We start from the raw sequence: 19,339 nt of genomic DNA, 5'->3' as shown, positions 1-19,339 counted from the left end.
ATCAGCTTTCGTCGGTTGCCGGCAAGGTGAAGCGGAATGTCGCTCCGCCCGCTGCGTTGCTCTCCGCCCACATGCGGCCGCCGTGAGCCTCGATGATCGAGCGGCTGATGGAGAGCCCCACACCCATGCCGGTGTCTTTGGTGGTGAAGAAGGTCTGGAACAGGTTTGGAATGACGTCGTCCCGGAAGCCCGAGCCGGTATCGGAGACTTCCACCTCGATCATGTCGTCGGCGACACGGGTGTTGGCGACGGCAAGCTCGCGCCGCGGTGACTGCGCCATGGCTTCGAGCGCGTTGCGAAACAGATTGACCAGCACCTGCTGGATCTGCACGCGGTCGGCAAGGACGAGATCGGCGTCGGGATCGAGGCTGAAGCGGAGCTGCACATTCTGCTCGCGCGCGCCAGCAAGCCCGAGCGCGCCGGCCTCCTCGATCAGCTTGGACAGGCTCTCGACGCGCTTCTCCGATTCGCCGCGGGAGACGAAGTCGCGCAGGCGCCGGATGATCTGGCCGGCGCGCAAGGCCTGCTCGGCAGCGCGATCCAGCGCACTTTCGACCTTCGGCGCGTTGGGATCGCTGCTTCCGGCGAGGAGGCGCCGCGATCCCTTCATATAGTTGCTGATCGCCGCCAGCGGCTGGTTGAGCTCGTGCGCGAGCGCGGAGGCCATTTCGCCCATCGCGGTCAGCCGCGAGACGTGGACGAGCTCGGACTGCAATTCCTGCAGCCTTGTCTGGGTCTGCTGGTGCTCGGTGAGGTCGCGAACAAAGCCCGTGAAATAGGGCTCGCCGCCGGATTCCATCTCGCCGATCGACAGGTGCATCGGAAAGGTCGCGCCGTCACGCCGCTTGCCGGTCACGATGCGGCCGATACCGATGATGTGCGGATCGTTGGTCGTGCGGTAACGAGCGATGTAGCCATCGTGGCGGGTGCGATCGGGCTCCGGCATCAGGATGCTGACGTTCTGGCCGATCGCCTCGTGCTCGGACCAGCCGAACAGGCGCTCGGCCGCCGTGCTGAAGAGTTGCATGATGCCGTGGCCGTCGATGACGATCATGGCGTCGGGAATCGTCTGGAGGATGGAGCGGAGGTGGGTCTCGCGTGTGCGCAGCGCCTCCTCGACCTGCTTCTCCTCGTCGATGTCGAGAAAGATGCCGCTGAGATGACGGGCGGCGCCGGCTTCGTCCCGAATGAGTCCGGCCCGGGCGCGGATCCACTGCCCGCTGCCGGAGGCATTGGCGACCCTGAAAGACACGTCGAAGCTGCCGCCACGCTCGGAAACTCGCTTGATTGCGCTCTCGACCCGCTCTCTGTCCGCGGGTTGAAGCCGCGACAGGAACAGCTCGTAGCTCGCCGGCTGATCCCCTTCGACGCCGAGCAGAGCCCTGGCGGTCTCCGACCAGTCCAATTCCCGCGTTGCGAGGTCGAGATCCCAGGTACCAACGCCAAACCCTTCGATCCGAACGCGAAAACGTTCGCCTCGACCGTCGTCCTGCGAGTGCGTTACGCGGGTCGGCGACAAATGATGCTCCTCGTCCTGATGCGGCGGCTCCGGATGCGGTTACCGCTCCCCTAATGTCGCCTAAGGCCGGGCCGGAGGCAAGTTCTGTCGCTCGCCGCTTGACGGCACGATTCGGCGCCGGCGGCCTCCTTGATCTATCTCATCCCGATATGCGGAGGCTGGCGTAGATTTCATTGAAGTCTTTGCAGGAGAATTCCGATGACATACGCGACGGTGATGGTCAGCCTGGCGCTCGATCAGTCCAACGAGGCGCGCCTTCAGGTCGCCGGTGAACTGGCCGAGCGATTCGAGGCGGCCATCGTCGGGGTCGCCGCGGCGCAGTTTGCGCCGCCGCTCTATTTCACCGACGGCGCCGAGGCGCAAGCGCTGATCGACGAGGGCGAAGCTTCGATCAAGCGGCGGCTGGCTGGCCTCGAGGCGCAATTCCGTGCCGCGACCAAGAATCGTGGCGGACATGCGGAGTGGCGCAGCGCCATGGACTTTCCGGCGCGATTCGCCCTGGCACAGGCGCGTTGCGCCGACATCATCGTCAGCGGCGGGCAGAGCCCGGCCTTCTCCGATGCGTTCGCGCTCGCAAGCCCCAAGGATCTGGTGATGCAGGCCGGCCGGCCGCTTCTCGTCGTCCCCGACCGCGCCAACTGGCTCGACCTGCGCAGCGTGCTGGTGGCGTGGAAGGACACGCCTGAGGCGCGGCGGGCGGTGGTCGATGCGCTGCCGATGCTGCGCAAGGCCAGGGACGTCACCATCGCCACGATTCCGGAGCGCGACGAGGACCGTGCGGTCGTGACCGCCGGGGTCACTGACGTCGCCGCCTGGCTCGCCCGTCACGGCGTCACCGCGACGGCGCGCATCTGCGAAGGCGCCCGGACCGAAACCGCCGCTGCGCAACTGGAGAAAGTCGCCGGCGACGTCGATGCCGGCCTGATCGTCGCGGGCGCCTATGGTCATTCGAGGTTTCGTGAGCTGATCCTGGGCGGCGTCACCCAGTATCTGGTCACGCAGACCGCCCGCAGCGTGCTGCTGTCGCACTGACGGTCGGCCGGAATCGAATCGAGGAGGACGCGCCGTGTACAAATTTCTTGAACAGACCGTCGACGGCTACATGACGCGCAACGTCAAGGCGGTGCAGCGCGACCGCGACTTGCTCCAGCTCAGTGAGATGTTCGAGGCCGACGATTTCAACTCCTATCCGGTCGAGGACGACGGGCAGGTGGTCGGCATCGTCACCAAATTCGACATCCTGAAGTGCTTCGCCTTCACGCCGACTCAGATGCTGCCCCGCTATCACGACCTGATGAGCCGCAAGGTCGGCGACGTCATGACGCCCGAGTTCATCTATGTCAGTCCCGACACGCGCCTGACGCGCGTGCTCCAGATCATGGTCGAACACCGCATCAGGAGCATCATCGTGCTCGACAGCGCGCAGAAGCTGGCCGGAATCATCGCCCGCGAGGACGTCATCGCGGCGCTCAAGGCTACGGCGCGCGACTGACAGAGCCGCCCGGGTCGGCAACCGAAAACGGCTTCCGTGATTCTACGGAGGCTGTTTTCGTCTGAGCGTCGCGAGGACTTGTTTCCCGACGCGTGAGCGGAGCAGGGCACGTCACCGGACTTTGCGCGAAAATCTGCAGGAAACCAGCACGGCCTTGCCGGGTGCGACGAACTTAAGTGCCGCTCTTGATTTCAATCAATTCCCGGTGAGGGTGGATGTGGTTTCTGGCGCTGTGTTCTTTCAGAGAGAATCCGCATGAGCCAGCCCTCCATTTCCAAATCCATGACCATCGGTGAAAGCGGCCTGGCTGTCGTGTTCGCAGTCACCGCCTTCCTCTGCGTGATCGCCTCGGCCAAGGCGCTCGATGCGCCCTTCGCCTTCCATGCCGCGCTCAGCGCGGCGGCGAGCCTCGCCGCGGTGTTCGTCATCGTCAACCGCTACCTCGATCGTCCGGCGGCGCTGCCACCGCAGGAGATCAACGGTCGCCCGAACTACAACATGGGCCCGATCAAGTTCTCCTCCTTCATGGCGGTGTTCTGGGGCATTGCCGGCTTCCTCGTCGGCCTCATCATCGCCTCGCAGCTGGCCTGGCCCGCGCTGAACTTCGATCTGCCCTGGACCAGCTTCGGCCGCCTGCGGCCGCTGCACACCTCCGCGGTGATCTTCGCCTTCGGCGGCAATGTGCTGATCGCGACCTCGTTCTACGTGGTGCAGAAGTCCTGCCACGTACGCCTCGCCGGATATCTCGCGCCTTGGTTCGTCGTGGTGGGCTACAACTTCTTCATTCTGATCGCCGGCACCGGCTATCTGCTCGGTGTCACCCAGTCGAAGGAATATGCCGAGCCGGAATGGTATGCCGACCTCTGGCTGACCATCGTCTGGGTCGTCTACCTGCTCGTCTTCCTTGCCACCGTCATCAAGCGCAAGGAGCCGCACATCTTCGTCGCGAACTGGTTCTATCTCGCCTTCATCGTGACGATCGCGGTGCTGCATCTCGGCAACAACCCGGCGCTCCCCGTCTCGGTGTTCGGCTCGAAGTCCTACGTCGCCTGGGGCGGCATCCAGGACGCCATGTTCCAGTGGTGGTACGGCCACAACGCGGTCGGCTTCTTCCTGACCGCCGGCTTCCTCGCCATCATGTACTACTTCATCCCGAAGCGCGCCGAGCGGCCGATCTACTCCTACCGGCTGTCGATCATCCACTTCTGGGCGCTGATCTTCCTCTACATCTGGGCCGGTCCCCACCATCTGCACTACACGGCGCTGCCGGACTGGACTCAGACGCTCGGCATGACGTTCTCGATCATGCTGTGGATGCCCTCCTGGGGCGGCATGATCAACGGCTTGATGACGCTGTCCGGTGCCTGGGACAAGCTGCGCACCGACCCCGTGCTGCGCATGCTCGTGGTCTCCGTCGCCTTCTACGGCATGTCGACCTTCGAAGGCCCGATGATGTCGATCAAGGTGGTCAACTCGCTCAGCCACTACACCGACTGGACTATCGGCCACGTGCATTCCGGCGCGCTCGGCTGGGTCGGCTTCGTCTCCTTCGGCGCGCTCTACTGCCTGGTGCCGTGGGCCTGGAATCGCAAGGAGCTCTACAGTCTGAAGCTGGTCAACTGGCACTTCTGGATCGCGACCCTCGGCATCGTCCTCTACATCTCGGCGATGTGGGTGTCCGGCATCCTGCAGGGCCTGATGTGGCGCGCCTACACTTCGCTCGGCTTCCTCGAATACTCCTTCATCGAGACCGTCGAGGCGATGCATCCCTTCTACATCATCCGCGCTGCCGGCGGGGCGCTGTTCCTGATCGGCGCGCTGATCATGGCCTATAATCTCTGGATGACGGTTCGCGTCGGCGAGGCGGAAGTCCAGATGCCCGTCGCTCTTCAGCCGGCGGAATGAGGAGCAAAAAATGTCATTCTGGACACGTCATCAAGTCTTCGAAAAGAACTCGATCATCCTGGTCGTCGGCATCCTGCTGGTGATCGCGATCGGCGGTCTCGTCGAGATCACCCCGCTGTTCTACCTCAAGAGCACGATCGAGAAGGTCGACGGGGTCAGGCCCTACACGCCGCTGGAGCTCGCCGGGCGCAACGTCTACGTCCGCGAGGGCTGCTATCTCTGCCACTCGCAGATGATCCGGCCGCTGCGCGACGAGGTCGAGCGTTACGGCCACTTCTCGCTCGCCGCCGAGAGCATGTTCGACCACCCGTTCCAGTGGGGCTCTAAGCGCACCGGTCCCGATCTCGCCCGCGTCGGCGCCAAATATTCCGACGACTGGCACGTGACCCATCTGACCAACCCGCGCGCGATCGTGCCGCAGTCGGTGATGCCCGGCTATCCGTTCCTCAGCCGGAACGAGGTCGATCCGGACACCATCGCCGACCACATGCGCACGCTTCGGACCGTCGGTGTCCCCTACACGGACGATCAGATCGCCAGCGCCGGCGCGGATTTGAAGGCGCAGGCCGACCCGGAAAACGCCGGCACCGATGCCTTCAACAAGCGCTACGCCAAGGCCGTCGTGCGCAATTTCGACGGCAAGACCGGCACGCCGACCGAGATGGACGCGCTGATCGCGTACCTGCAGATGCTCGGCACCCTGGTCGACTTCAAGATCTACAACGAGAAAGCCAATCTTCGCTGAGAAGGCATCAACGATGAAAGCCATCCTGACACTCGACAATCTCGCGTCCGGTCTCGTGACCACGATCTGGACGCCGGTGTTCGTCGCGATCTTTCTCGCGATCGTCGCCTACGCATTTTGGCCCCGTAACAAGGCTGCGTTCGACGAAGCAGCGCACCTGCCCTTGCGGGAGGAGTAGAGAACCATGACCGATCATTCTAGCGACATCGATTCCGTCTCCGGCAAGTCCACGACCGGGCACGAGTGGGACGGCATCAAGGAGCTGAACACGCCGCTGCCGCGCTGGTGGGTGATCACCTTCTACCTCACCATCGTCTGGGCGATCGGCTACTGGGTCGTCTATCCGGCCTGGCCGCTGATCCAAAGCAACACCACGGGCATGTTCGGCTATTCCTCGCGCGCGGACGTCGCGGTCGAGCTCGCCAACCTCGAGAAGATCCGCGGTGACAAGATGGTGGCGCTGGGCGCGGCCTCGCTCGCCGACATCGAGAAGGACCCGGCCTTGCTGGCGCTCGCTCGCGCCAAGGGCAAGACCGTGTTCGGCGACAATTGCGCGCCCTGCCACGGCTCCGGCGCGGCCGGCGCCAAGGGCTATCCGAACCTGAACGACGACGACTGGCTGTGGGGCGGCACGCTCGACCAGATCATGCAGACCATCCAGTTCGGCGCGCGTTCCGGTCATGCCAAGACGCATGAGGGCCAGATGCTCGCTTTCGGTAAGGACGGCGTACTGAAGCCGGACGAGATCGTCACGGTCGCCAATTACGTGCGGTCGCTATCGGGCCTGCCGACCCGCCAGGGCTTCGACAAGGCCAAGGGCGAGAAGATCTTCGCGGAAAACTGCGTTGCTTGCCACGGCGACGGCGGCAAGGGCAACCAGGAGATGGGCGCACCGAACCTGACCGACAAGATCTGGCTCTATGGCTCCGACGAAGCGGCTCTGATCGAGACCATCAGCCAAGGCCGCGCCGGCGTGATGCCGGCCTGGGAAGGGCGGCTCGATCCCGCCACCATCAAGGCGATGGCGGTCTACGTCCACTCGCTGGGTGGCGGAAAATAGCGGCGCGGCGGCTCTCAGGTTCAGACGGGGGTGAACAAAAGTGCCCCCGTTTGAGCTGGATCAACTGACGCGGCGGTGTCTGGTCTAGGTTTAATCGCACCTCTTTTTAGAAGTTCCAAGCGATGAACAAGACCGTCAACCCGAACGAACTCAAGCCTGCGGACGACGTCGGGCCGCTCTACGCGGCCCGCAAGAAGGTCTATCCCCAGAGCGTCTCCGGGACGTTCCGCCGGATCAAATGGAGCCTGATGGCGATCTGCCTCGGCGTCTATTATTTCCTGCCGTTCGTGCGTTGGAACCGCGGCCTCGGCGCCCCCAGCCAGGCGGTGCTGATCGATCTTCCCAACAGCCGCTTCTACTTCTTCTTCATCGAGCTGTGGCCGCAGGAGGTCTACTACTTTACCGGCCTGTTGATCGTGGCCGCGGTGGCGCTGTTCCTGATGAACTCGGTCGGCGGCCGCATCTGGTGCGGCTATCTCTGTCCGCAGACGGTGTGGACCGACCTGTTCTACGCCGTCGAACGCCTGATCGAGGGCGACCGGCGCGAGCGGATGAAGAAGGACAAATCGTCCGACCCGCTGAAGCTCGAGCGGATCTCCGAGATCGTGCTCAAGCATTCGATCTGGCTCATGATCGCCTGGTGGACCGGCGGCGCCTGGGTGCTCTACTTCAACGACGCACCGACCCTGGTGAAGGAGCTCGTCACGTTCCAGGGGCCGATGATCGCCTATATCTGGATCGGCATCCTCACCGCGACGACCTACGTATTCGCCGGCTACATGCGCGAGCAGGTCTGCACCTATATGTGCCCGTGGCCGCGGATCCAGGCCGCGCTCACCGACGAATGGGCGCTGAACGTCACCTACCGCTACGACCGCGGCGAGAAGCGCACCTCGGTCAAGAAGGCTGCCGAGCTGCGCGCGCTCGGCGAGCAGGTCGGCGATTGCGTCGATTGCTATCAGTGCGTCGCGGTCTGCCCCACCGGGATCGACATCCGCAACGGACCGCAGATGGAATGCATCCAGTGCGGCCTCTGCATCGACGCCTGCGACAACGTGATGACCAAGATCGGCCGGCCGAAGCGGCTGATCGGCTACGACAACGACATCAACATCCACCGCCGCCAGGAAGGCAAGGCGCCGATCTACCGGATCGTCCGGGCCCGCACCATCGTCTACAGCGCCATCATCGCGGCGATCGGCGGCTTCATGATCTACATGCTCGCGACCCGCAGCCTGCTCGACGTCAACGTGCTGCACGACCGCAATCCGGTCGCCGTCAAGCTCAGCGACGGTTCGATCCGCAACGCCTACACCGTGCGCCTGCTGAACAAGAGCGGCTACGACCGTGCCATCGCCATCGACGTCGAGGGGCCGGTCAACCCGACGATGCACGTCGTCGGTGCCGATTCGGTGACGCCGGACCGGCCGATCATCGTGATCCCGCGCGACTCCACCAGCGAGTTGCGGCTGCTCGTCACCGCGCCCGCCGAAAACAATCCGGAGAAGTCCATACCGGTCCGCTTCCACGTCATGGATATCGGCCTCGGCGTCGCCGCGACCGCCACCGACAATTTCGTCGCGCCGTAATTTCAGGAGAGCGTCATGTCATCCAAGCCGCTGACCGGAACCAAGGTCTTCCTGATGCTGGTCGCTTTCTTCGGCCTCGTGATCGGCGTCAACGTCACCATGATGAAGCTCGCGATCGCGACGCTGCCCGGCACCGACGTCGACAGCCCCTATGCCGCCGGCCTGACCTACGACCGCGAGATTTCGGCGGCGCATGAGCAGGCCTCGCGCAAATGGAAGGTCAACGCCCATATCGAGCGCCGCAACGATGGCGGCGCCATGGTCCAGGTCGAAGCCCGCGATGCCGGCGGCCAGCCGATCTCCGGATTGAAATTCGGCGGACGCCTGGAGCGGCCGACCGACAAGCGCGCCGATCTCGCCGTCGAGCTCACCGAAGCCGGCATCGGCCTTTATCGTGGCGATGCCGCCTCCGTCGCGCCGGGCCAGTGGGACCTGGTGATCGAGGGTGAGGCGCGGGGGACGCGCGTGTTCATGTCGCGCAACCGCGTGATCCTGAACTGAAGGATTTTGTCATGCAGGTCACGCGCGATTTCTCCCACTATGTTCGCGACGCGGGCGAGGGGGTCCAGCATATCGACCTCGCGGTCGAAGGCGTTCACTGCGCCGGCTGCATGGCCAAGATCGAGCGCGGCCTGTCCGCCATTCCCGACGTCACGCTGGCGCGGGTCAATCTCACCGACCGCCGCGTCGCGCTGGAATGGAAGGCGGGCACGCTCGACCCCGGTCGCTTCATCGACCGGCTCGAAGAGCTCGGCTACAAGGCCTATCCGTTCGAGACCGAGAGCGCGGAGGTGGCTGAGGTGGCCGAATCGCGCTTCCTGCTGCGCTGCCTCGGCGTCGCCGCGTTCGCCACCATGAACGTGATGATGCTGTCGATCCCGGTGTGGTCGGGCAACGTCTCGGACATGCTGCCCGAGCAGCGCGACTTCTTCCACTGGCTGTCGGCGCTGATCGCGCTGCCGGCGGCGGCCTATGCCGGCCAGCCGTTCTTCCGCTCGGCCTGGCGCGCGCTGTCGGCGAAGACCACCAACATGGACGTGCCGATCTCGATCGGCGTGATCCTGGCGCTCGGCATGTCCGTGGTCGAGACCATCCATCACGCTGAGCACGCCTATTTCGACGCGGCGATCATGCTGCTGACGTTCCTGCTGGTCGGCCGCTTCCTCGACCAGAACATGCGGCGGCGGACCCGCGCCGTCGCCGGCAATCTCGCGGCGCTGAAGGCTGAGACGGCCGCGAAGTTCATCGGCGCCGATGAAATTTCCCAGGTGCCGGTGGCCGCGATCCATCCCGGCGACATCGTGCTGCTCAGGCCCGGCGAGCGCTGCGCGGTCGATGGTACCGTGATCGAGGGGCGATCGGAAATCGACCAGAGCCTGATCACCGGCGAGACGCTTTATGTTACGGCTGAGCAGGGCACGCCGGTCTATGCCGGCTCGATGAACATCTCCGGCACACTGCGGGTGCGGGTCTCGGCCGCGTCCGAGGCGACGCTGCTTGCCGAGATCACGCGGCTGCTCGACAACGCGCTGCAGGCGCGCTCGCGCTACATGCGGCTCGCGGACCGTGCTTCTCGGCTCTATGCGCCGGTGGTGCATGCGACCGCGCTTCTGACCATCCTCGGCTGGGTGGTTGCAGGCGCGTCCTGGCATGATGCGATCGTGACCGGCGTTGCCGTGCTGATCATCACCTGTCCCTGTGCGCTCGGCCTTGCCATTCCGACGGTGCAGACCATCGCCTCCGGCGCCATGTTCAAGTCCGGCGTGCTGCTCAACTCCGGCGACGCGATCGAACGGCTGGCCGAGGCGGACCACGTCATCTTCGACAAGACCGGCACGTTGACGCTGCCCGATCTCGAAGTGATGAATGCCGCCGACATCCCCGCCGACATTTTCGAGCTCGCCGGCCGGCTCGCGCTGTCGAGCCATCATCCGGTCGCCGCCGCCGTGGCGCAGGCCGCCGGCGCCAAGTCGCCTGTGGTCGGTGCCGTCGAAGAGGCCGGGCAGGGTGTTCGTGCGACCGTTGACGGCGTCGAGCTTCGCCTTGGCCGCCCCTCCTTCTGCGGCGCTGAAACGCTGGTCGGCAGGGCCACGGTCGATCCCGAAGCTTCCATCGTCGCCTTCAGTAAGGGCAACGAAAAGTTCGTGCTGTCGGTACGCCAGGGGCTCCGCCCGGATGCGCAGGCCGTGATCGCAGCGTTGAAGGCGCGCAACATCGGCATCGAGATTCTCTCCGGCGATCGCGAGCCGGCGGTGAAGGCGGCTGCCCATGCGCTCGAAATCCCCGAATGGCGCGCCGGGGTCACCCCGGCCGACAAGATCGCCCGGATCGAGGAATTGAAGCAGCGCGGCGCCAAGGTGCTGATGGTCGGCGACGGCATGAACGACGCGCCGTCGCTCGCGGCGGCCCATGTCTCGATGTCGCCGATCTCGGCCGCGCATCTGAGCCAGGCCACCGCCGACCTCGTCTTTCTCGGCCGGCCGCTGGCGCCGGTGGTCGCCGCCATCGACGCCTCGCGCAAGGCGCTGCATTTGATGCGGCAGAACCTCTGGCTCGCGATCGGCTACAACGTGCTCGCCGTGCCGGTCGCAATCAGCGGCGTCGTGACGCCTCTGATCGCGGCGGCTGCCATGAGCGGATCTTCGATCCTGGTGATGCTGAATTCGCTGCGTGCCCGCAGCGCCTCGCGGGAGATCGTGTGATGGAAATCCTGGTCATCCTGGTCCCGCTGGCGCTGATGCTCGGAGGCGCGGGTCTCGTCGCATTTCTGTGGTCGCTCAAGAGCGGCCAATACGACGATCTCGACGGCGCGGCCTGGCGCGCCATTGCCGACGACGAGCCGCCGCAGGAAGCCCCAGCCAAGCGCTAGCGCTTCAGCGCCAAAGTAAGCCACGCTGCGGCTGCAAGAGCCAGGCCGATGCCGATGACGCAGGCCTGCCAGCCGAAGCTGTCGAACAGCCGGCCGAGCACGGCCGTGCCGACCAGTCCGCCGCAGAAATAGCACGCAAGATATGTCCCGCTGGCGATGCCGCGGTTGTCGGTTGCCGCCTGTCCGACGAACCCTGTCGTGGCCGCCTGCGCGAAGAATGTGCCGACGCCGACCAGAACCATGCCGGCGAGCACAGCGCCCAGATGCGGCATCAGCATCAAGGGCAGGCCCAGCCCGGCGATAGCGAGCGCGCCCCAGATCGTCGGCCGCGTTCCGAGCCGCGCTGCCACCCTGCCGGCCAGAAGCGTCGTGACGACCGACGGCAGGAAGACGAAATAGACCAGGCCCAGATCCATCATGCCGAGCGCCAGCGGCGGCCGCACCAGCACGAAATTGACGAAGGTGAAAGTGCCGATAAAGGCGAACAGGATACAGAAGCCGATGCCGAAGGCCGCGCGAAGGGGCGGATTGCGCCAATGCGCGATCATGGCGGCAAGCGGCGAAGCCGCCGGCATCATCGCGTGCATCGGCTGCACGCGCCGGATCGTGAAATAGACCAGCACCGCGCCGGCCAGATTGAGCGCTGCGAACAGATAGAAGTTCCAGGCAAGGCCGAGTCCGTCGGCAATGGCGGCGGAGATCAGCCGGCCGACGAGATTGCTCGCGACGTTGCCGGTGATGTAGGCGGCAAAGGCGCCGCCGGCGTCCATCGCGCTGCATTGCTCGCCGAGATAGGCGAGGGTGAGCGCGAAGGCGGACGCCATGCAGAGGCCCTGCGCGACCCGCAAGGCGGTGAAGACGGCAAGGTTTGGCGCCGAGGCCAGCAGGCTGGTGGGGATCGCCAGCAACGCCAGGCTGAGCAGGATGCCGGTCCGCCGGTTGATGTGCGGGCTGAGGAAGCCGACGACGAGGCTGGCTGCGGCCATGCCGAAGGTGCTGGCGTTGACGGCAAAGCCCATCGCCGCGGGCGTGACGCCGTAATGCCGCGTCAGCGAGGGCAGGATCGCCTGTGTCGCGAAGAGATCGACGACGGTCAGGAACGCGGTGAGGCCGATCACGAGCGAGCGCAGCCAAAGGCCCGGCGAGTGCGCCTCCATTGTCATCGCGGCCGGTTTGATTGGCGTGGAAAGATCGGTCATGGCGATTGTCCTGTAAGGATGCGGCGCCCGGGGTGGGGCATCCCGGGCGCCACATCTCGTAACGAGTGCGCTGGGGCTGGAGGCGCTCGTTACATGTGGTGGTCGTTGGGATCCTTGCGGACGTCACCGACATAGAGAACGACGGTCTCCTTGCCGAGGTTCTTCCACCAATGCGAGGTGCCGTTGACTTCGGGGCGGATGTCGCCGGCCTTGTGCACGATCGGGTCGACGCAGTTGGAGGCGTATTCGACGATCTCACCCTGCTGCACGAAGATCAGCGCGGGACGGTCGTCATGGCTGTGCCAGGGCACAATGCCGCCGGGCTCGATGGTCAGCTTGCGAAAGCGCAGCTCGCGCCCCTCGATATGGGCCGGCTGCTTGCCGAGGTCGATCGCGCCCAGCGTGACGTCGGTGACGCCGACGGGTTTGTAGTCGACCATCTGCTGGGCGTTCGGCTTGATCTTGCCGGCCGGACATTCGCCGGCGGCGGCCGGCTGCACCGAGAGCGTCAGCGCGGCGGCGGCGGCAAGGCCGGGCCAGATCAAACGCGACAAGGCATGGCTCCTGAACATGGATGAGTCTCCTGTGTTGGCCGCGACCCCGCTGGTCGCCGGCTATGACGGGAGCTTCGTCGAGATTGCGTCCATGCTGAAATGCCGGCTCGCTCTCGATGCGATAGCGCCGCGCTATCTCGATGCGCGGCGGCTATCGATCCGATTGGGCAATTGCATTTCCGCTTTTGTGGCATTCGGCGTCCGATGACGGAGCGCCCATTGGCGGGCGTTCATGTCAATCGGGAGGAGCACCCCATGCCGAAATTGTCCAAGACCCTGATCGCCACCGCAGCGTTTGCAGTCATCGCCACCTCGGCCTTTTCGGAGGCCGCCTGGGACTTCAAGGCCGGCATGGCCTATGTCTATGGCGGGCCCGGCAAGATGTCGGCGATGGCCATGGCCCCGGCCGAGAAGAACCACGAGGCGATGATGAAGAACGCCAAGAAGGTGCCCGACAACACCGTCTTCTTCATGAGCAACGGATCGATGTACTATACTTCGGGGCGGCTCGATCCGACCGGCAATTTCTACGTGAACTGAACCGGTCCTGGCATCGCGGCCGCCCCTTGCGGGCGGCCGAACCGGGAAACTAATATTCACCGAATGCAATGCCGGAGCAGAAGATGACATCTCTCTCGCCAGCCGATGCCGAACAGCTCAAGCTTGCCTTCCAGCGCTGCCGCGACATGGACGGCACGCTGAACGAGCAGCTCCGCGCCTATGCCGATGCCAGCCGCGCGGTCTTTCCGGCCTATGGCGAGGCCGTCGACCGCCTGGTGGCGAGATTGGGCGGCAATGGCGGCGGCGAGACCGCGCCGCGTCCGGGCGATGCGATGCCGCCGTTCATGCTGCCGGACGAGGGCGGCCATCTCGTCACGCTGCCTGCGCTGCTGGAGCGCGGTCCGCTCGCCGTGATGTTCTTCCGCGGCCACTGGTGTCCCTATTGCCGGCTCAATGTCCGCGCCGTGGTCCAGGCGCTCGATCGCATCAAGGCGATGGGGGCGCAGGTTGTCGCGGTCATGCCGGAGACGCAGGAATACACCCGGCAGCTCAAGGCCGAATCCGGCGCGCCGTTTCCGATCCTGACCGATCTGGACAACGGCTATGCGCTGTCGCTCAATCTCGCAATCTGGCTCGGCGCCGAGATTCAGGGCTTGTTGTCGTATCAGGACATGGCGAAATTCCACGGCAATGACGGCTGGATGCTGCCGATCCCGGCCGTGTTCGTGGTCGGCCGCGACGGCATCGTGAAAGCGCGCTTCGTCGACCCCGATTTCCGCAAGCGCATGGAGATCGACGATCTGCTCGCGGCGCTGGAGAGCGCGAGCAGGGAGAACTAGCGCCCGCTTTTCCCCTCTCCCCTTGTGGGAGAGGGTGGCTCGCCGCGAAGCGGCGAGACGGGTGAGGGGTTCTCTCTCCGCTCGCAGGCCTCTCAGAGTTGAATTCGCCGAGGCAACCCCTCATCCGGCGCTTCGCGCCACCTTCTCCCACAAGGGGAGAAGGAAGAGATCCCCGCTACCCCGCGATTTCCCGCCAGTCGGCGCCGCGCAGCATGCGCATCACGGCGTTGGCGACCGCCGTGCGCTGCCGGCCGGCCACCCCGTAGAGGCTGACGGTGCGGCGGGTGTCCAGCCCGGTGACGGTGGCGCGTGTCAGCGTTTCCGGCAGAGGCGAGGTGTGCGGCACCATGGCGATGCCGATCTCGGCTTCGACCAGCTCGATCAGGTCGCGTTCGCTCGAGATTTCGTGGCCGTGTTCGATGCCGTGCTCGCGCAGGCTCGCGGCGATGCGGCGTGCGTGCTCGCAGAAAGTCCGGCCCAGCAATTGCTCGGAGCGCAGATCCTCCAAATCGATGCTGTTGCGGCCGGCCAGACGGTGTCCGTCGCCGACCACGAGATCGAAGCTCTCGGTGAACAGCGGCCAGACATCGAGCCGGTCCCAGGCCTCGTCGATCTCGGCGGCGATGCCGAGCTCGGCTTCCCCCTTCTTGAGGAGTTCGCCGACCTCGCGGCTCGTGCCGCGCAGGAAGCGCAGCTCGAGCCGGTTGAACTGCCGCCTGATCTCGTTGAGGTGAGGGATCAACAACGCCAGATCGATCGAATGCGTCAGCGCGATGCGGAGCGCACCGATCTCACCGCTCTTGAACGAGGAGGCGAGCGAGCGCGCGCCGGCGGCGGCGTCATAGCACTGCTTCAGCAGCGGATGCATGCGCTGGCCGAGCTCGGTCAATTGCGCCGCCGGCCGCTCGCGGCGAAACAGGTCGCCGCCGAGCTCGGCCTCGAGCTGCTTGATCGCGCGTGTCAGCGAGGGCTGCGTGACGTTGCACTCCTCGGCCGCGCGCGTGAAATTGAGCAGCTGCGCGACCGCGAGGAAATAGCGGACCTGGTGCATTTCCATGGATCGGCTCCCAGCAAGATGGGCTCAAATCTAGCCGATCGGAACGGGAAATGACATCCCGCCCGCAATAGCGCGCACGTATGGAGTCGGAAGCCAGCCGGTATTTCCGTTTGGGCTGGCGATCCTCCAAGTCTTGCGAAGGCTGGAAGCCCAGTCATCGCCAACGGAGACCGTGTCATGAATATACCGCTGAAGTCGCAGACATCCCAACCTGCGCGCGCGCTCGCCGGCAGGGTCGCGCTGGTCACGGGCTCGACCAGCGGCATTGGTCTTGGCATCGCACGTGCCCTGGCGGCGGCCGGCGCCGATGTCGTGCTGAACGGTCTCGGTGTTGCCGCCGAGATCGGTCGGACCCGCGAGCAGATCGTCGCCGAGTTCGGCGTCAAGGCGAGCTATTCTCCGGCCGATATGACGAAGCCGAGATCGATCGCCGAGATGATCGCGGCGACGGTGGCGCAATCCGGCCGGCTCGATATCCTCGTCAACAACGCCGGCATCCAGCATGTCGCGCCGCTCGACCAGTTTCCGGTCGAGAAGTGGGACCAGATCCTCGCGATCAACCTGACCTCGGCCTTTCACACCACGCGGCTCGCGCTGCCGGCGATGCGCCAGAACGGCTTTGGCCGGATCATCAACATCGCCTCCGCGCACGGTCTGGTCGGCTCGCCGTTCAAGGCGGCCTATGTCGCCGCCAAGCACGGCATCGTCGGTCTGACCAAGGTCACGGCGCTGGAGACCGCGGAGCAAGGCATCACCTGCAACGCGGTCTGTCCCGGCTACGTCTATACCCCGCTGGTGGAAGCGCAGATCGACGCGCAGGCCAAGGCACACGGCATTTCCCGCGACGAGGTAATCCGCGACGTGTTGCTCGCGCAGCAGCCGAACAAGCGCTTTGCCACGGTCGAGGAGCTCGGCGCGCTGACGGTGTTCCTGTCGACGGACGCGGCCGCGTCGATCACCGGCGTCGCGCTTCCGGTCGATGGCGGCTGGACCGCGCATTGAGATGGGCCGCCGTAACAAGCCGCCGCGTGCCGCGAATATTCGATCGGTGCAAGCTCACAGGGAGCAAGACATGAACCGCATGCAGGACAACACGCAAGGCAAGAGAACGGATCTGCCGGGCCAGGTCGTACTCGTGCTCCAGGGCGGCGGCGCGCTCGGGTCCTACCAGGCCGGGGTGTACCAGGCGTTGCACGAGGCCGGGATCGAGCCGGACTGGATCATCGGCACCTCGATCGGCGCCATCAATGCGAGCCTGATCGCAGGCAACGAGCCCGGCCAGCGGCTGGCGCATTTGAAGGAATTCTGGAAACGGATGGAGCAAAATCCGGTCTGGAATCTGCGCACCACGTTTCCCGGCTTCAACGACAAGCTGGCTTATTGGTCGACCGTCACCAACGGCATTCCCGGCTTCTTTCGCCCCAATGCGCTGGCGCATGCGGGAGATTCCTATCCGCTGGGAGCGGACCATGCCGGCTTCTATTCGACTGCTCCGCTGGAAAGGACGCTGCTCGAACTGGTCGATTTCAATCTGGTCAACCGCTGCTCGCCGCGGCTGACGGTCGGCGCGGCGCATGTGCGCAGCAGCCAGATGCGCTATTTCGACAGCCGCGACGGCGAGCTGAGCGTGAAGCATGTCATGGCCTCCGGCGCATTGCCGCCGGCGTTTCCGGCTGTGCGTATCGACGGCGAGCTCTATTGGGACGGCGGCATCCTGTCCAACACCCCGACCGAAGCCGTGTTCGACGACAATCCGCGCAAGGATTCGCTGATCTTCGCCGTGCATCTGTGGAATCCCGTCGGCGCGGAGCCGACGACGATGGCGGAGGTACTGAACCGGCACAAAGACGTGCAATACTCCAGCCGCATCGCGAGCCAGATTGCCCGCCAGCAGCAGGCCCATCGGCTGCGCCACGTCATCAACCAGCTCGCCGCGCGCCTTTCCGAGAGCGAGCGCCGCGACCCGGCGGTGAGGGAACTGACCAGCTACGGCTGTCCGACACGGATGCACGTCGTGCGGCTATTGGCGCCGCAGCTCGACCGCGAGACCCATACCAAGGACATCGACTTCAGCCCGTCCGGCATCATGCGGCGCTGGGACGCCGGCTATACGCATACGCGGTCCGTGCTCGAACGCCGACCGTGGATCGGCGAATTCGATCCACTCACTGGGGTAGTGCTGCACGAGCATACGGACGTGTTGCCGATTGCGGCGGAGTAGTGGCTTCGCCTGTGATTGTTTTGTTGTGGTGACGATGTCGGAGGCGCGCAGTCTGGGCTATTGTCGCGGCATCGTCGTCGCGAGGCTTGCCATTGGTCGTCGAGAAGGATCTTGAAGCGGCCCTCGATCAGGTCCGCGCTTGCGCAGCGGGGCCGGTCGCCGGAGTGTTCGGCCCTGACACGCTGACCTGGCGGATCGACCGCGAGGCCATCGTCTTTCTCGGCGCCGGCCGCGCGTTGTTGCTGCAGCTGGCCCACCCTTGGGTCGCTGCCGCCATCGCCGAGCATTCCAGCACGTTGTGCTGATCCGATCGGCCGCTTCCATCGCACCTTCGACATCGTCTTTGCCATGGTGTTTGGCTCGCTCGACCGGGCGCTGTTGTCGTCGCGCCAGCTGCACCGGCGCCACGGCATGATCGTCGGAGAGATGCCCGAGACCGTCGGGCCCTTCGCGGCAGGTTCGCGCTACTGCGCCAACGACATCCCGTCGCTCCGCTGGGTTCAAGCGACGCTCGTGGAGTCCGCGCTGATGGCGCACGACCTGGTGCTGCCGCCGTTCTCGGCGGAGGAGCGCGAGCGTTACTGGGCCGAGAGCCGGCTGTTCGGCGCCTTGTTCGGATTGACGGCGGAAGATCTGCCGGCGGACTGGGCGGGCTTCACGGCCTACACTGCCGCGATGGCGCAGTCGGAGACGCTGACCGTCAGCCCGGCGGCACGCGAGATCGCCGCGCACATCCTTGGCGGCGCGCGTCCATGGTTGCGGCCGCCGCGATGGTATCGCGCGCTGACGGCGCGGATGTTGCCGGAACGCCTGCGCATCGGGTTCGGATTTGAGCTTGATGCGCGCGACGTCAGATCTGCCGACAATGCGCTGAGGTGGATCAGGCGCGTCTATCCAGGATTGCCTGATCGGCTGCGCACTGTCGGTCCTTACCAGGAAGCGCAGGCGCGCCTGCGCGGCGAGCCGCAACTGGACTGGATGACCCGCTGCCTCAACCGCGCCTGGATCGGTCGGCCGCAGATGGACATGCGCGGGAAGGGGTGAAAGCCTGATCTCTCGTGTCCCGGACAAGCCACAACGCGCAAAGCGCGTTGCGGCGCAGAGCCGGGACCCAGGGGCCACGAACTCCGGCGCATCATGGGCCCCGGCTCAGCAGCGCACCGTCGAAGAGACGCTGCGCTGCGTCCGGGGCACGAAGCCGGAGTGGAGCGCAGACTCTCTCAACGCCGTCATTGCGAGGAGCCTACCTCACACCGACGCCAGCTTCCGGTACAGCGCGCTATAGCTTCCCGCCGAAATGCTCCAGGAGAACGACCGTCCCATGGCGCTGCGGCGCATGGTGTCGAGTTGGTCCTGCGTCATGAAGGCCGAGAAGGCCCGGCGGACGCCGCCGAGGAAGGAATCGCGTGAAGGTTTGGCGAACAGGAATCCGGTCTCGCCGTCGGTGATGGTCTCGGCAAGGCCGCCGGTCTGGTGGCCGATCGGCAGCGAGCCGAAGCGTTGGGCGTACATCTGGCTGAGGCCGCAGGGCTCGAAGCGCGACGGCATCAGGGTGAAATCGCTGCCGGCGAAGATGCGGCGGGCCTGGGCGTCGTTGAAGCCGATCACGACGCCGATGGAATCGGGGCGGCGGCGATGCGCGTCGATCAGGGCCTGCTCGAGCGCGGGCTCGCCCGAACCGGTGACCACGATCTGGCCGCCGGCATCGACGATCTCGTCGGCCGCCGACAGCACGAGGTCGATGCCCTTCTGGTGCACGAGGCGGGCGACGATGCCGAACATCGGGCCG

19 protein-coding genes and 1 pseudogene are annotated in these 19,339 nt (G+C 65.4%); 15 read left to right on the top strand and 5 right to left on the bottom strand.

The annotated features are described in order from the left end of the window. Position 1: 1 nt before the first annotated feature. Positions 2-1,519 carry a sensor protein FixL gene (fixL, locus tag SE92_RS14290; protein ID WP_063196361.1) on the bottom strand — a complete coding sequence of 506 codons (1,518 nt, stop codon included), beginning with the start codon at positions 1,517-1,519 and terminating at the stop codon, positions 2-4. A gap of 198 nt (positions 1,520-1,717) precedes the next feature. Here fixL and SE92_RS14285 point away from each other — a divergent pair, with 198 nt between their 5' ends. The 10 genes from SE92_RS14285 (at position 1,718) to ccoS (ending at position 11,179) form a co-directional block, all read left to right on the top strand. After that, the gene (locus tag SE92_RS14285; RefSeq protein WP_063196360.1) at positions 1,718-2,551 is read left to right on the top strand and encodes a universal stress protein; all 834 of its coding nucleotides are present in this window, start codon (positions 1,718-1,720) and stop codon (positions 2,549-2,551) included. Positions 2,552-2,585: 34 nt separating this feature from the next. Then, positions 2,586-3,011 carry a CBS domain-containing protein gene (locus tag SE92_RS14280; protein ID WP_063196359.1) on the top strand — a complete coding sequence of 142 codons (426 nt, stop codon included), beginning with the start codon at positions 2,586-2,588 and terminating at the stop codon, positions 3,009-3,011. Between the two features lie 255 nt (positions 3,012-3,266). Beyond that, positions 3,267-4,916: a cytochrome-c oxidase, cbb3-type subunit I gene (ccoN, locus tag SE92_RS14275; protein ID WP_063196358.1), complete on the top strand. Its 1,650-nt coding sequence runs from the start codon at positions 3,267-3,269 to the stop codon at positions 4,914-4,916. A 10-nt stretch (positions 4,917-4,926) separates the two neighbouring features. Further along, a complete protein-coding gene (ccoO, locus tag SE92_RS14270) occupies positions 4,927-5,661 on the top strand; it encodes a cytochrome-c oxidase, cbb3-type subunit II (RefSeq protein WP_063196357.1) in 735 nt (244 codons plus the stop codon). A gap of 13 nt (positions 5,662-5,674) precedes the next feature. Beyond that, positions 5,675-5,839, top strand: coding sequence for a CcoQ/FixQ family Cbb3-type cytochrome c oxidase assembly chaperone (locus SE92_RS14265; RefSeq protein ID WP_063196356.1), 165 nt, complete (start codon positions 5,675-5,677; stop codon positions 5,837-5,839). Positions 5,840-5,845: 6 nt separating this feature from the next. Then, positions 5,846-6,721, top strand: a complete 876-nt coding sequence (ccoP, locus tag SE92_RS14260; protein WP_063196355.1) for a cytochrome-c oxidase, cbb3-type subunit III — start codon at positions 5,846-5,848, stop codon at positions 6,719-6,721. Between the two features lie 122 nt (positions 6,722-6,843). Further along, positions 6,844-8,310: a cytochrome c oxidase accessory protein CcoG gene (gene ccoG, locus SE92_RS14255; protein ID WP_063196354.1), complete on the top strand. Its 1,467-nt coding sequence runs from the start codon at positions 6,844-6,846 to the stop codon at positions 8,308-8,310. 15 nt (positions 8,311-8,325) lie between these two features. Continuing rightward, positions 8,326-8,811 (top strand): FixH family protein, encoded by a 486-nt coding sequence (locus tag SE92_RS14250; RefSeq protein WP_063196353.1) that lies wholly within the window; start codon positions 8,326-8,328, stop codon positions 8,809-8,811. An 11-nt stretch (positions 8,812-8,822) separates the two neighbouring features. Further along, positions 8,823-11,012 (top strand): cation-translocating P-type ATPase, encoded by a 2,190-nt coding sequence (locus SE92_RS14245; RefSeq protein WP_063196352.1) that lies wholly within the window; start codon positions 8,823-8,825, stop codon positions 11,010-11,012. Continuing rightward, the gene (gene ccoS, locus SE92_RS14240; RefSeq protein WP_063196351.1) at positions 11,012-11,179 is read left to right on the top strand and encodes a cbb3-type cytochrome oxidase assembly protein CcoS; all 168 of its coding nucleotides are present in this window, start codon (positions 11,012-11,014) and stop codon (positions 11,177-11,179) included. The genes SE92_RS14245 and ccoS overlap by 1 nt, the downstream gene beginning before the upstream one ends. On the opposite strand, the gene SE92_RS14235 is transcribed toward ccoS, so the two are convergent. Together SE92_RS14235 and SE92_RS14230 are read right to left on the bottom strand one after the other, a co-directional pair. Further along, positions 11,176-12,378: an MFS transporter gene (locus tag SE92_RS14235; RefSeq protein ID WP_063196350.1), complete on the bottom strand. Its 1,203-nt coding sequence runs from the start codon at positions 12,376-12,378 to the stop codon at positions 11,176-11,178. The genes ccoS and SE92_RS14235 overlap by 4 nt on opposite strands. An 89-nt stretch (positions 12,379-12,467) precedes the next feature. Further along, the gene (locus tag SE92_RS14230; RefSeq protein ID WP_063196349.1) at positions 12,468-12,950 is read right to left on the bottom strand and encodes a cupin domain-containing protein; all 483 of its coding nucleotides are present in this window, start codon (positions 12,948-12,950) and stop codon (positions 12,468-12,470) included. 237 nt (positions 12,951-13,187) lie between these two features. On the opposite strand from SE92_RS14230, the gene SE92_RS14220 reads away from it, so the two are divergent. Both SE92_RS14220 and SE92_RS14215 read left to right on the top strand, forming a co-directional pair. Further along, on the top strand, positions 13,188-13,472 hold the full coding sequence (locus tag SE92_RS14220; RefSeq protein WP_063196347.1) for a hypothetical protein: 285 nt from the start codon (positions 13,188-13,190) through the stop codon (positions 13,470-13,472). An 83-nt stretch (positions 13,473-13,555) separates the two neighbouring features. Then, positions 13,556-14,272 (top strand): peroxiredoxin-like family protein, encoded by a 717-nt coding sequence (locus SE92_RS14215; protein WP_063203516.1) that lies wholly within the window; start codon positions 13,556-13,558, stop codon positions 14,270-14,272. A gap of 175 nt (positions 14,273-14,447) precedes the next feature. Here SE92_RS14215 and SE92_RS14210 read toward each other — a convergent pair whose 3' ends face one another. Further along, entirely contained in the window at positions 14,448-15,329 is an 882-nt protein-coding gene (locus SE92_RS14210) for a LysR family transcriptional regulator (RefSeq protein WP_063196346.1), read from the bottom strand. 177 nt (positions 15,330-15,506) lie between these two features. Here SE92_RS14210 and SE92_RS14205 point away from each other — a divergent pair, with 177 nt between their 5' ends. The 3 genes and pseudogenes from SE92_RS14205 (at position 15,507) to SE92_RS14195 (ending at position 18,594) form a co-directional block, all read left to right on the top strand. Beyond that, a complete protein-coding gene (locus SE92_RS14205; RefSeq protein WP_063196345.1) occupies positions 15,507-16,331 on the top strand; it encodes a 3-hydroxybutyrate dehydrogenase in 825 nt (274 codons plus the stop codon). A gap of 70 nt (positions 16,332-16,401) precedes the next feature. After that, positions 16,402-17,550 carry a patatin-like phospholipase family protein gene (locus SE92_RS14200; RefSeq protein WP_063196344.1) on the top strand — a complete coding sequence of 383 codons (1,149 nt, stop codon included), beginning with the start codon at positions 16,402-16,404 and terminating at the stop codon, positions 17,548-17,550. Between the two features lie 92 nt (positions 17,551-17,642). Then, positions 17,643-18,594, top strand: a pseudogene (locus SE92_RS14195) (oxygenase MpaB family protein). A gap of 204 nt (positions 18,595-18,798) precedes the next feature. Here SE92_RS14195 and SE92_RS14190 read toward each other — a convergent pair. Continuing rightward, positions 18,799-19,339, bottom strand: a 541-nt coding sequence (locus SE92_RS14190) for a glycosyltransferase (RefSeq protein ID WP_157095880.1), incomplete at its 5' end; no start/stop codon positions are given.

The organism is Bradyrhizobium sp. AT1 (assembly GCF_001590795.1).
GTDB lineage: Bacteria > Pseudomonadota > Alphaproteobacteria > Rhizobiales > Xanthobacteraceae > Bradyrhizobium.
This window is presented reverse-complemented; position numbering and strand designations above follow the sequence as displayed.

Coding starts and splice junctions, on each gene's coding strand:
- SE92_RS14285 (WP_063196360.1), top strand. CDS start 1,718: ATGACATACGCGACGGTGATGGTCAGCCTGGCGCTCGATCAGTCCAAC.
- ccoN (WP_063196358.1), top strand. CDS start 3,267: ATGAGCCAGCCCTCCATTTCCAAATCCATGACCATCGGTGAAAGCGGC.
- ccoO (WP_063196357.1), top strand. CDS start 4,927: ATGTCATTCTGGACACGTCATCAAGTCTTCGAAAAGAACTCGATCATC.
- SE92_RS14265 (WP_063196356.1), top strand. CDS start 5,675: ATGAAAGCCATCCTGACACTCGACAATCTCGCGTCCGGTCTCGTGACC.
- ccoP (WP_063196355.1), top strand. CDS start 5,846: ATGACCGATCATTCTAGCGACATCGATTCCGTCTCCGGCAAGTCCACG.
- ccoG (WP_063196354.1), top strand. CDS start 6,844: ATGAACAAGACCGTCAACCCGAACGAACTCAAGCCTGCGGACGACGTC.
- SE92_RS14250 (WP_063196353.1), top strand. CDS start 8,326: ATGTCATCCAAGCCGCTGACCGGAACCAAGGTCTTCCTGATGCTGGTC.
- SE92_RS14245 (WP_063196352.1), top strand. CDS start 8,823: ATGCAGGTCACGCGCGATTTCTCCCACTATGTTCGCGACGCGGGCGAG.
- ccoS (WP_063196351.1), top strand. CDS start 11,012: ATGGAAATCCTGGTCATCCTGGTCCCGCTGGCGCTGATGCTCGGAGGC.
- SE92_RS14235 (WP_063196350.1), bottom strand. CDS start 12,378: ATGACCGATCTTTCCACGCCAATCAAACCGGCCGCGATGACAATGGAG.
- SE92_RS14230 (WP_063196349.1), bottom strand. CDS start 12,950: ATGTTCAGGAGCCATGCCTTGTCGCGTTTGATCTGGCCCGGCCTTGCC.
- SE92_RS14220 (WP_063196347.1), top strand. CDS start 13,188: ATGCCGAAATTGTCCAAGACCCTGATCGCCACCGCAGCGTTTGCAGTC.
- SE92_RS14215 (WP_063203516.1), top strand. CDS start 13,556: ATGACATCTCTCTCGCCAGCCGATGCCGAACAGCTCAAGCTTGCCTTC.
- SE92_RS14210 (WP_063196346.1), bottom strand. CDS start 15,329: ATGGAAATGCACCAGGTCCGCTATTTCCTCGCGGTCGCGCAGCTGCTC.
- SE92_RS14205 (WP_063196345.1), top strand. CDS start 15,507: ATGAATATACCGCTGAAGTCGCAGACATCCCAACCTGCGCGCGCGCTC.
- SE92_RS14200 (WP_063196344.1), top strand. CDS start 16,402: ATGAACCGCATGCAGGACAACACGCAAGGCAAGAGAACGGATCTGCCG.